This is a genomic window from Pontibacter locisalis (assembly GCF_042684605.1).
GTDB lineage: Bacteria > Bacteroidota > Bacteroidia > Cytophagales > Hymenobacteraceae > Pontibacter > Pontibacter locisalis.
Genome location: NZ_JBHULU010000004.1, coordinates 97,386 through 108,649, shown reverse-complemented (window position 1 = coordinate 108,649; position 11,264 = coordinate 97,386). Strand labels below are relative to the sequence as shown.

The 11,264-nt window shown below is 43.8% G+C and carries 10 protein-coding genes; 3 read left to right on the top strand and 7 right to left on the bottom strand.

What is annotated here, in order from left to right:
- Positions 1-101: 101 nt before the first annotated feature.
- From ACFSRY_RS03590 to ACFSRY_RS03565, 6 genes are all read right to left on the bottom strand, one after another.
- Positions 102-1,049, bottom strand: a complete 948-nt coding sequence (locus ACFSRY_RS03590) for a TolB family protein (protein WP_377503395.1) — start codon at positions 1,047-1,049, stop codon at positions 102-104.
- A 256-nt stretch (positions 1,050-1,305) separates the two neighbouring features.
- A complete protein-coding gene (locus tag ACFSRY_RS03585; protein WP_377503394.1) occupies positions 1,306-1,830 on the bottom strand; it encodes a dihydrofolate reductase family protein in 525 nt (174 codons plus the stop codon).
- Between the two features lie 158 nt (positions 1,831-1,988).
- Positions 1,989-2,402 (bottom strand): thiol-disulfide oxidoreductase DCC family protein, encoded by a 414-nt coding sequence (locus ACFSRY_RS03580; RefSeq protein ID WP_377503393.1) that lies wholly within the window; start codon positions 2,400-2,402, stop codon positions 1,989-1,991.
- Position 2,403: 1 nt separating this feature from the next.
- On the bottom strand, positions 2,404-2,619 hold the full coding sequence (locus ACFSRY_RS03575) for a YgaP family membrane protein (protein WP_377503392.1): 216 nt from the start codon (positions 2,617-2,619) through the stop codon (positions 2,404-2,406).
- Positions 2,620-2,758: 139 nt separating this feature from the next.
- Positions 2,759-3,106: a c-type cytochrome gene (locus ACFSRY_RS03570; protein WP_377503391.1), complete on the bottom strand. Its 348-nt coding sequence runs from the start codon at positions 3,104-3,106 to the stop codon at positions 2,759-2,761.
- A gap of 12 nt (positions 3,107-3,118) precedes the next feature.
- On the bottom strand, positions 3,119-4,570 hold the full coding sequence (locus tag ACFSRY_RS03565) for a PQQ-dependent sugar dehydrogenase (RefSeq protein ID WP_377503390.1): 1,452 nt from the start codon (positions 4,568-4,570) through the stop codon (positions 3,119-3,121).
- A 72-nt stretch (positions 4,571-4,642) separates the two neighbouring features.
- Between ACFSRY_RS03565 and ACFSRY_RS03560 the strand changes: the two genes are divergently transcribed.
- Together ACFSRY_RS03560 and ACFSRY_RS03555 are read left to right on the top strand one after the other, a co-directional pair.
- On the top strand, positions 4,643-4,987 hold the full coding sequence (locus ACFSRY_RS03560; RefSeq protein WP_377503389.1) for a DUF2752 domain-containing protein: 345 nt from the start codon (positions 4,643-4,645) through the stop codon (positions 4,985-4,987).
- Positions 4,980-5,327: a TM2 domain-containing protein gene (locus tag ACFSRY_RS03555; RefSeq protein ID WP_377503388.1), complete on the top strand. Its 348-nt coding sequence runs from the start codon at positions 4,980-4,982 to the stop codon at positions 5,325-5,327. The genes ACFSRY_RS03560 and ACFSRY_RS03555 overlap by 8 nt, the downstream gene beginning before the upstream one ends.
- 80 nt (positions 5,328-5,407) lie before the next feature.
- Here the strand turns inward: ACFSRY_RS03555 and ACFSRY_RS03550 are convergent, their stop codons facing one another.
- Positions 5,408-7,342: a M1 family aminopeptidase gene (locus tag ACFSRY_RS03550; RefSeq protein ID WP_377503387.1), complete on the bottom strand. Its 1,935-nt coding sequence runs from the start codon at positions 7,340-7,342 to the stop codon at positions 5,408-5,410.
- A 909-nt stretch (positions 7,343-8,251) separates the two neighbouring features.
- Between ACFSRY_RS03550 and ACFSRY_RS03545 the strand changes: the two genes are divergently transcribed.
- Positions 8,252-11,245: a SusC/RagA family TonB-linked outer membrane protein gene (locus tag ACFSRY_RS03545; RefSeq protein ID WP_377503386.1), complete on the top strand. Its 2,994-nt coding sequence runs from the start codon at positions 8,252-8,254 to the stop codon at positions 11,243-11,245.
- Positions 11,246-11,264 lie beyond the last annotated feature (19 nt).

Genomic DNA, 11,264 nt, shown 5'->3' with positions numbered 1-11,264 from the left:
GTTAAGGAATAAAATAGCACCCACAAAAAAGGGCCTGTGCTGAAAAGCACAGGCCCTTTTTTGTATTTAGTTTCAGGTTGTATACCTGAGCAGCAAGAGTTCTAGTTCAGTAACTGTACAGTCCAGATGTCAGCAAAGCTTACTTCGCTTGCCATCAATGAATTGCCTTTTGGAGCGCCTGCGTTAGAGCAGAAATAAATATTTTTGTTAGATCCGAAAGAAGGGAAATAGTTGATAGAATTACCCTGCGTAATCTGGATCAGGTTAGAGCCATTTGCCTCCATAACAAAGATATGTGAGCTTTGGCTGTCACGGGTAGATGTGAACGTGATAAGCTTACCATCAGGTGAGAAGCTTGCATCTTTGCTGGTGAATTCACCTGACGTTAGCTGCGTGCTCTGACCAGTTTTCATGTCGTAAGAGAAAATCTGGCTGAATTTTCCAACTGCTTTCTCATACAGGAAAGAGTTTCCGGATGGGTGGAAGTTAGGATAAGTTCCTTCAGTCAGAACAGTAAAGTTATTGCCATTCAAATCCATCATGCAGATCTGATATGAGTTGCCAACCTTGGATGAGAAGATAATTCTCTTCCCGTCAGGAGACAAGGTAGGCCATGAATCCCACTCACCCATTGCAGAAGGGGAGATATAGGAGATCCCGGAGCTACCATCGATATTACCTTTGCAAATAACAGGCTTGCTTGGTCGCATGTAAGTGTACAGGATAGACTTGGAGTCTTTCATCCAGCTGCCAGAGTAAGTGTGAGAACCAATTAATGGCGTGCGGCCCGGCTGACCCAGTACAGTATAAACTAAGCTAAAACGCTCGTTACCAACTTTGTTGTTATCTACTGTGTAGAAAAGCATTTTCTTGCCATCCGGACTTATTCTTGGGTAATACTCAACGATAGGGTCATTCGTTAGTCTTACCAGTTCTCTAGCGTTACCTGTAACTCCGGGAGCGTTATCAGGGATTGCCTGGTTTAACATAGATGCACACGAGCTTAAAAAAAGGCCCGCTACTGCAATGACGCTGTAAATTTTTCTCATACTGACTTTTAACTTTAATATAAAATAAGAATAGTTATATATAACTATCTGCAAATATATTCAGATTATATTTATGAACGATCCTTTGGGGACTAATTTTTAGTTAAAAAGAGTTGAGAGTCTGATAAATACCTAAAAGTGGGTACTGCTTAGCGGAAATAGAAAACTTATTCCTTTCCCTGTGCAAAAGCGTTTAGGGAGTACGAATAAAAGCTTCTTTACGCTGTGTTATAGAAGGTGAGGATTGCTTCCTGGCTTACTGCATCACTAGCTGTACAAATCCGTTTGAAAAGTTTAAGCTGTTAACTACCCGTAATTTCTTTTCCTGTACGCCATGAGCAAAGAGGGTAATGCCGCTGCCAAGAATAACAGGAACATATGTTAAAATTATTTCATCAACAAGGCCCTCATTTAAAAGAAGCGTGTTGATCTGTCCACCGCCAATTAGCCATATACCTTTGCCTGTCTGTTGCTTTAGCTGCTGCACAAACTCCACTGCCTGCTCCTGCACAAATTGCACGTGCTCAGTGTCTTCATGGTAAGACCGGCTGAAAACATAGTTCTTTTTATCGGGGTAAGGGAATGGTATGTCAAAACCCAGGATAGCTTTGTAGGTGCTGTTCCCCATAAGTGTAGTGTCTACGCCTTGTAGAAATGTGCTGTAGCCAAAGTCTTCTCCTGGTAATGTAAAGGACTTATCATGAAGCCAGGAGGTGTCTCCGTTGGGGCGGGCAATAAAGCCATCCAGGCTGGCAGCGATATAAAGGGTAACTTTTTTCATAGTGGTTTGATGAGTAATTCACTTGTTAAAATAGCTAATCGTCTGCTTGCCGCGCTGTATATGGTTCCCCGCGATTGGTTATTTTAGTCTAACCTTATTTATTGCCATTTTTGGCTGTGCGGACAATGAGAAAAGGGTAATAATTCACCAGTATTTGATCAGGGGTTTGTTGTAAACCGCCTTAGAAGCTCATAGAAAAAATTGCGGTTGTTGGCTACTATGCTGTAGCCTAGCTCAAAGAGCCTGTTAGCCAGGGGCAAATTATATAATCTTATAAAGGTTGTGTCACCTGAAATAGCTAACAATTCAAACACAGCTTCTGCTCCATGTAGTCTTCTGTATTGAGTGATCAGATATACAGACTCACGAAATTGTTCTCTACTTATGCCAAAATACGAAGGTGGGGCTTGTTGAAAAGGAATGTAAATAACATCATCTTCTGTTCTTTGCCTCCACCTGTTTACCCAATACTTGCAGAAGGCGCATTCCCCATCAAAAACCAGTATTGGCTTTTGAATAGCTGCGTCCTCATCAGGAATTACAGCTGTTCTGTATTCGGGGTCTGAATTCACCTCATTTTTGTTTATGCTTGTTAGTCTCAACCCTGTCCGTACAACCATTATACCCTACTGCCGCGTTAATCGGGCACCAGCGTATTACACCCGTTATGATAGGGATGATGCCAAGGGCTGCTAATGGCTTTACATTGTAGTATGCCCCCACGCCAACAAGAGCAAGCCCTGCTAGTACCCGTGCTTTCTGTTCTATCAAACCTACATTGCACTCCATATTCCTTTTTAATTAGATGATATATATGCTATACTTTGCCTGTCTGCGAAAGTTAAGGAAGATAGGCAAAACCATGTAGGGGAGGGTAAAGGCAGGGGTGAAGGAAACTTATAAAAGAGTTGCTGATTTACCTGGGCCGTTATTCTTTTGCAGTTCGAAGTTCTTTCAGGTAAGCCATCAGGTTATCCAGTTCCTCTGCAGAGATAACTTCTTTTTTGAAGGCAGGCATCATTCCTAAACCATGGCGGACCTGGTAACGGATTAAGAATCCGGGGAGGGGTTTGTTGTTTATTGCAGGGCCTAAACCTGCTGTGCCGCCGGGGTGGCACTTCTGGCAATACGACATAAAAACGGCTTCCCCTTTAACCTCTGCAGGGGCTTCGAGGGCGAGAGGTTTAAACATTGGTACTCCCCGGCGGGCTGTTCCGCACTGGCTCAGCGAAAGTAGAAAAAGGAAGCCAGCGGAAAGTATAGCTATTCTTTTCATGGTATATCAGCTTTAAATTTTGGTGATCTTCCAGATCACGCCTGTTTTAAGTTGAGGCTCAGGATCTCCTCCCCCTGTTTCCATAATTCCAAAGTCTACAATGTAAAGGCTGCGCCCATCCGGGGAGAACTTTACACCTACAGGTCGTTCAAGGCCCCCGGTTTTTAGTTTTGAAGCTGGTGCTACCATCTTTCCCTTGTTCGCGGCAAACTCTGTTACAGTGCCGTCCTTAACATTTACGCGCACAACCTTATAACCTACCGGTGCTAAAACTTTGCCTACTCCCGGCGCCATGTCTCCAAACTGTGCTATAAAGGCTTCTCCGGGATAACCAAAGCTGCTGCTACGGGAAAAGTCTAAGCCATTGGAGGAGGAATGTACTCCAAGTGAAGCTGCTGGTTTAGGAGGCTTATTCGGGTGTTCAGCCAGGACAGGCTGAGGAGCTTTCTCTCCCGGAGGGTCAAACCTGCTGCCGTTAAAAGCAAGGCCGCCGGCAAAGTCGGGCCAACCGTACCACTGTCCCTGCTGTACCTGCCATAAATAATCACCGGTTCCCCAGACAGGACGGCTGCCTCGTACATCGTAGCCGTTATCGCTCACATACAATGTTCCTTCGGATGTGAAGCCCAGGCCAAAAGGATTCCGGAACCCCCATGCTACCAGTTCTGGTGGACCTCCATCGGGTGAAATGCGCATGACAGAGCCTGAGCATGGTAAACTGCCTTTAATGGTCTGTCGGTCAGTGGTAGGATTGCCGTAGGGAGAGAAAGCGCCTGTGGTCTGTTTTTTACTTTGGGGTCCAAGAGGGATTTCGCTCACATAGTTCCGGCCGGTAAGTACTATGTCTTTACAAGGAATGTCATGGAAATCGGGGTGTCTTTTTAGCCAGCCAAAGTCATAGTTATCCTTGCCTACTACACCAGAGTTTGTAGCGGTTCCCAGCCCAAAGTACAGGTACCCGTCAGGGCCCACAACAGGTCCGTTAGTGTGGTGGTCGCCTTTTGTGGGCAAGTCTTCTATTAAGCTGCTAATATTTCCATCGGGAGTTATGCGCAGAATCTTGCCTCCTACCATTTGTCCGCCCTCTGCTACATAAAAGTTGCCTTTATGATATGTCACACCTGTCCAGGGGCCATTCTTCTGGCCAGCGGCAACTGTAGTTAGGCTTCCGTCTGATTCAACGCGCAATAGTTTTGGCTCCAGGAAAACCTCTCCATAGGAGTAGCCTGCTTCGGTAACGTAAACTCTACCTTGTTCATCAAAGGCCACGCTGGTCGGAAAAGTGAGTCCTGTTGCAACAACTTCTGCCTTATAACCTTCAGGTAAAGCAATGTCATCCGGGTCTACCGGTCTCACTTCAGTGCGAATGTTACCCTGACCACCTCCATCAGAGGATAAGATACGATAGCAGCCACTAAGGCTTAGTAAGGTTAAAAAGGCTATTAGCAGCTGACTTCTTCTCATAGTTTTGATTGTCAGATTTTTATTATAACTTATATCGTAATACTTCACTACGGTAAGTCTAAGTCAATGTTGATGTTAAACAATTTACCTGATGTTCTGGGCTGGTTAAAGCGGTATACTTTCCTGCTGGAGGTGATTATGTGGCTCTCAGGCATTACTGCATTGGCATTGATGAATCCGGAGGGGGAGCACCTGTTTAGCTTTTGCCCGTTTAGTTGGCTACTGGAGAGTGGCTGCCTGGGCTGTGGGTTAGGGCACGCAATTGCTTACCTGTTCCGGGGAGAATGGCAGGCTTCATGGGAGGCGCATCCGCTTGCGCTGCCGGCACTTGTCCTTTTAGCGTGGCGTTGTGTGAAACTACTGCACTGGCAGTACAAACACTTTAATTATCTAACCATAAACAAATACCATGGCTAACATTCTACACCTTATGCCGGACCTTGAACCGGATGAAATGAACTATGTCCAGACGCTTGTACAGGATATGCCGGAGGAGCAGGCACGGCAGTTTGCCAGTATATACCGAGCTAGGCGGCGGGAGCCAATGCTGATTTTAGTTACTACCATCATTGGCTTTTTTGGTGTGGCAGGTGTGCAGCGGTTTGTCATCGGGCAAATAGGGATGGGGTTGCTTTACCTGTTTACCGGTGGTCTGTGTTTAATCGGAACTATTATCGACCTGATCAACTACCGGAGACTTGCCTATGAATACAATGTAAAGGAAGCGCAACAGGTTATAGCCATGATGCGGTACTAAATAAATATTAAGAGTTTACAGTTTAGGTTTGTGTAGGGCTGCGCAGGAGAAGGAGGTAAAACTCTGCCTGTGCAGCTTTTTTATTGTAGTTTCACAAATTGCGTACGGAAGCTTTTCGTGCCATTGCTGAGTAGCAGGTGGTATTGACCAGCTGGCAGGGAGGCAACATAAACATTTATCTCCGGTGCCGCATCTAATTTTAACTGTCTCACCTTTCTACCAGCCATGTCATAAATGGTGGCGGTGGTAGGTGCAAAGTCTAATTCGTCCACTCTTATCGTGCTTCCGATTACCGGGTTAGGGTAAAGTATCGGATCTCCAAGTGATGGCACCTCAAGGGCAGGGTTTTTTGTAACAGCAGATACCTGCTCAAGTACCCAATCCTGTGGGTCTACCTCTATTCCAATAATATCTCCGTTGATGCGCGTTACAAAGTTTTGTTTAGGCTGCGTGTGTGTTACCCGTATAGTCGTATCGCCGGTAGAAGTTAAGATACGGTATTCCATATCAGTTTTGAAGAAGGCCGTACTGCCACTGCCTTTCTGCTGTGTTTCCAGGAGCAGCCGGTTACCCTCCTGGTTCCACTGTATCTGGAATATTGGAAAGCCTTCGCCAGCGTACCATTGATCAAAAAAATAGTCAAGCTTTTTGCTGGTGGTCTGTTCTGCCACTTGCTTCAGGTCTGCTGTAGTGGCCGTAGCGCCTCCATACATTTGCTGGTAGTTCTGCAGCGTTTTAAAAAAGAGCGCATCATTATTAATCTCAAAGCGAAGCATATGTACTACGCTGGCACCTTTCTTATATGACAATCTGTAATCAAATATGCGGCCCACATTCAGTGTGTCCGTTACTTTAACTGATCCGGTTGGGCGCTGTAGTGCCAGGTCGTGTGCATCATGCATCCATTGCCTGGCTATTGCTGCATTGTGGTTCTGCAGGGCGAGAAACTCTGCGTAGGAGGCGAAGCCCTCATTTAGCCAGATATCCTGCCAGCTGGCGCAGGTAACGTTGTCGCCAAACCATTGGTGAGCCAGTTCATGAACGGTAAGCGTAAAGGTGAAGGTAGCTTGTGTGGTCATAGTCTGGTGCTCCATGCCTCCTCCCATAGGTGCCATGCTGTGCCCATACTTTTCTTTATAAAAAGGGTAAAGGCCAAATAGCCCGGAAAAGTATTCTAAAAACCCAGGGGTCCTGTCCATTTCTTCTTTAAAGAAGCTAAGCGCTCCGCCGCTGTACACGTAGTTAAGAATAGGGACAGGTGCTGAGGCTCCGGCAGGTTTCGCATACTGCAGGTATTCCTCGTAATCAGACACTGCCACTGAAACCAGGTAATAATCAATCGGGTACCGGGACTTCCATTCATATCTTTTCCTGTTATCGGGTAGGTCCACCGTGCGGGTGAGGACACCATTTGAACCAACTTTGTTTTCAGCACTGGTTGTGACAAACACATGTACAGAGTCGGCTTTGTCGGTAAGCACTTGCTTAGTAGGCCACCATTCATAAGCTGCGTAAGGTTCGCTTAGGCTCCACGTAACAAGGGCGCCCCATTTCCATTCGCGGGCAGTACTAAAGCCATTCCCAATTGCTGCAGAATTACTGCTTGGAGCAAATCCTTCATAATAAATTGTAGCTGTAACCGTGGTGTTGCTATTTAAAGAAGAACTAAGTTTTACGGCTACATCGCTGCCAGCACGGGTGATACTGATTTCCCGCTTCCCATTAATAAGTACAGAGTCTATTTGAAAATTGGGGTGCAGCTCAAATGCAAAGATGTTAAAGTTATTTGCCTTTACCCTGGCTGTTAAGCCAACGTTTCCTTTAATGTAAACACTGTTTCGCTCCAGTTGCAGGTCCAGTTTATAAAAGGTCATGTCGTACTGGTTCATGAGCCGCTGATGTTCCGGCGATGCAACTGCCTGACGCTGGGTGGAGCTTAACCTACTGGTGGCACAGTTCGTCATTTCCTGTGCACTTACAGGAACACTTTTAGAGAGCAAGAAGAGAGGGAGCAAAAAAAGAAGGTGCTTTAGAACTCTGTTCCTCTTTTGTTGGAAGTGCATTTGTGGCGTAGTTAAGTTTTCCGATTTATTGTTTCTCCTCTACAAGCTGAAACAGGACAGTTCTGTTTTCATTCAAGGTAATATCATTCTTGGATAAGATACGAAATTTATTGTTTGATCGCAGTATGTCTTCTAGCTTCTAAGATATGCTGGAGCACCAAGAATAAATCTCTTCTTTTCTCATTTTAAAAAATTGTTAACAAGAAATATATGACAAAACTATAGTGAAGTATAACAAGGGTCGTACTGTAGGTGTGTTGGGATGTTCACACTAGCTACTATGTGATTTTGTGTCAGTTTCTTTCTGTTCATCTTTGGACGCTTTAGGACTTAAGTTTTATTGTTAACCCATCTGTTTCTTAAATGCTTGATCCATATTTATTTAAGTTTATAAAAGTAGCTCTGGATATTTCTTTTAGTACAGCTTTATCTGAATGTTAAAGCTCTTTATTTATTGGAGTATTAGGCTATTCCTGTAGTAGCTACTGCTCCTGATATAATAACACATGATATGCGGAATACAATTAGTGTGAGGTGGTATGGCTAAGAAAAACCATATATTTTTTAGAGTGGTTATTGGTTGTTGTTAATTGTAATATTTTAATACAATGTCAAGGGGTTTGTTTGGCGATTTGGATAAAATTATGCAGAAGGTTGTAATTTGATGAAATTAAGCCTCTTTTTAATGGGGTTTCTGTACGAAATAAAGGTGACTGTTTGGCTGTAATTGTGTATTTACAAGTGGCGTGGTAAAAAAAGTGGCAATTTTTCAGGCTGTGTATTGGTATTAAAAATAAATAGTTATATTTGAGAAATTATCTATTCACAAATAACTATTATCTAACCTAATTTACACACATTATGAAGAAGAGTTTACTCTTGAGCCTTCTCTTCGTGCTTACGCTTGTTTCAACAGCGTGGTCACAAGAAGGCAGGACGGTGACCGGTAGAGTGACTTCTGCCGCGGATGGTACACCACTACCTGGTGTAACAGTACTACTGGAGGGGACAAGTATCGGTGCAAATACGGATGCTGATGGAAAGTATAGAATTACTTTTCCGGCAGCAGCAGGTAACACACTTGTTTTCTCTTACCTAGGATTTGGTAAAAAAGAAGAAGACATCGGTACTAAGTCTGTAGTCAATGTTCAATTGCAGCAAACAACTAGAGATATTTCTGAAGTTATAGTTGTTGGTTACGTTGAGCAGGATGTAAAGAAAATTACAGGTGCTGTTGCAACGGTGGGAGCAAAAGAAATTGAGCAGGTCCCAATCGCAACATTTGACCAGATCTTACAGGGTCGTGCTCCTGGTTTACAGGTTTCAGCAGGTTCAGGTCAGCCAGGTGCAACTGCCCGAGTACGTATCAGAGGTAACGGCTCTATCAACAGCTCAAATGACCCATTGTACATCATGGATGGTGTTCCGATCGATGCAAACGTATTTGCTTCCATCAACCCGAACGACATCGAGACGGTTAACGTGCTTAAAGATGCAGCCTCAACTTCAGTTTATGGTTCTCGTGCAGCAAACGGTGTAATTGTAATTACAACTAAGAGAGGTAAAGCAGGTAAAACCCAGCTTAACTACAGTGGCCAATATGGTGTGTCTGTTCCAACTCAGGAAAAGTTTGAGATGATGAACACAGCTGAGAAGGTTCAGTTTGAAACTTACCTTGCTTCTAAGGGGATTTATAAAGGAGCTGTAGGTACTTTGTACCAGCAGTTGGCGCAAGGAAAAATTTCTCAGCAGCAACTGGATAACCGTGTAGCGGAAATATCAGCTATCAACACTGACTGGAGTGATGTTTTCTTCAGAGAAGGAAAAACGCAAACGCATGAAGTGAATGCAACAGGCGGTGATGAAAAAACACGTTTCTATATTTCTGGTGCTTATTTTGATCAGTCAGGTATTGCTATTCGTTCTGATCTGGAGCGTTTCAGCGGACGTGTTAATATTGACCATGACACAAAAAACAGACTGCGTTTCGGCGTGAATGCTTATGCTGGTTATTCTGTTTCGAACTTCATTGAGTCTGAAGGTGCTGTTGCACTAGCAAACCCTTTTGCTTCTGCGTATCTTAACAACCCATATGAGCGTGTTCGTGACCCTGAAACAGGTGAGTACCTATTGGGTGCAACAGGAATGAATGTTGTAGAAAGACTTGAGACAACAACTAACGACCGTGACGAGCTTAAGGTAATTGCTAATGTTTATGGAGAGTTTGATATACTGGAAGGTTTAACTTTGAAGAACTTAACTGGTGTTGACTACCGTACGCGTGAGTTTGAGCGTCTTATCCAACCTTTTACAAGAGCTGGGAATAACACAAGAGGTAAGCAGGGTAGCTTAAATCAGGCGACAAACCGCAGAACAAAATTCATATCTACTACTACTCTAAACTATACCAAAGCCCTTGGCGATCGCCATTTCGTAGACGTATTAGTCGGTGGTGAAGTAAACAAGGAATTCTTTAAGAGTAATTCTTACACTGGTTATGGCCTGAACGCTAAGATCTGGAGCCCTGCTGGTATATCAGCCGGAACGGCTGATAATGGGTTTATACCTGTAGTAGGTGGTAGTAACTCTGAAAGTGCTTTAGTTTCAGCGTTCTTCAATGGTAACTATACCTTTGATGGCAAATACAACTTGAGCGCAGGCTTACGTCGTGATGGTTCTTCTCGCTTCGGAGAAAACAACAGATATGCTACGTTCTACTCAGTAGGTGCAGCATGGAATATCTCAGAAGAAGGTTTCATGGCTGATTACGGATGGGTTGATAACCTGAAGCTTCGTGCAAGCTACGGTACTGCCGGTAACCAAGAAGGTATTGCAGATTTCCAGGCACTAGGTCTTTATGGTATTGTAAGCTATGAGGGTGGCCAAGGTATTGCTCCTTCACGTCCTGATAACCCAGATTTGAAGTGGGAAGTACTTACAAGTGCAAACGTAGGTTTAGATTTCTCTTTCTTCGATAGAAGATTAGCCGGTAGCCTTGATGTATACAACAACATTACAAGTGACCTATTTATAAATACCCAGCTTTCCCGTACTTCTGGTTTCACTACGTTAACAAGAAATGCTGGTGAAATGAGAAACAGAGGTATCGAAATTGGCTTGAATGGAGATGTGATCAGAACTTCTGATTTCGTATGGAGCCTTGGTGTAAACTATGCTTACAACGACAATGAAATCCTTGACCTGTTCCAGGTAGAAGAGTTTGAGCTTGGTACTTCAATCGTTAGAGAAGGATTACCGCTAGGTACACATTATATTCCTACTTATGTGGGTGTTAATCCGGCGAATGGTGATGCTCTTTATTTAGGTGAAGACGGTGGAGTTGTAAACGATTATGCTCTTGCGGCTTACAATACGCATGGAACATTCAACCCTCCTCACACAGGAGGTTTTACAACAAGCCTTACTTACAAGAACTTTGACCTTACTGGTTTCTTTACATTTGTACAAGGAAATCAGCTGTTCAACAACAACACCTTCTTCTTGACAAATCCGGCGTTTGCTCAGTTCAACCAGCAGCGTATCATGCTAACTGCATGGGACCAGCCAGGAGATGTTACACAAATTCCTCGTGTTGATGTGCCAAGAAACTTCAGCAGCTTTGACTTAGAAGATGGTTCATACCTACGTTTCAGAAATGTGATTTTAGCTTATAAAGTGCCAACTTCAGTTGTTGAAAGAGCTAAATTGAGAAGAGCAAGATTGTTTGTTCAGGCTCAGAACTTGTTCACAATTACTGAGTTCACAGGTTTCGACCCAGAAATCGACAATAACATTTTACAGTTTAACTACCCGGTTCCAAGAACTTATACTGTAGGTATAGAAATTGGTCTGTAATTCTGAAGCTGTAAAACTT

Bases quoted from the DNA above. Each gene is read 5' to 3' on its own strand.
- ACFSRY_RS03560 (WP_377503389.1), top strand. From the start codon at position 4,643: ATGTTAAACAATTTACCTGATGTTCTGGGCTGGTTAAAGCGGTATACT.
- ACFSRY_RS03585 (WP_377503394.1), bottom strand. From the start codon at position 1,830: ATGAAAAAAGTTACCCTTTATATCGCTGCCAGCCTGGATGGCTTTATT.
- ACFSRY_RS03575 (WP_377503392.1), bottom strand. From the start codon at position 2,619: ATGGAGTGCAATGTAGGTTTGATAGAACAGAAAGCACGGGTACTAGCA.
- ACFSRY_RS03570 (WP_377503391.1), bottom strand. From the start codon at position 3,106: ATGAAAAGAATAGCTATACTTTCCGCTGGCTTCCTTTTTCTACTTTCG.
- ACFSRY_RS03565 (WP_377503390.1), bottom strand. From the start codon at position 4,570: ATGAGAAGAAGTCAGCTGCTAATAGCCTTTTTAACCTTACTAAGCCTT.
- ACFSRY_RS03555 (WP_377503388.1), top strand. From the start codon at position 4,980: ATGGCTAACATTCTACACCTTATGCCGGACCTTGAACCGGATGAAATG.
- ACFSRY_RS03590 (WP_377503395.1), bottom strand. From the start codon at position 1,049: ATGAGAAAAATTTACAGCGTCATTGCAGTAGCGGGCCTTTTTTTAAGC.
- ACFSRY_RS03545 (WP_377503386.1), top strand. From the start codon at position 8,252: ATGAAGAAGAGTTTACTCTTGAGCCTTCTCTTCGTGCTTACGCTTGTT.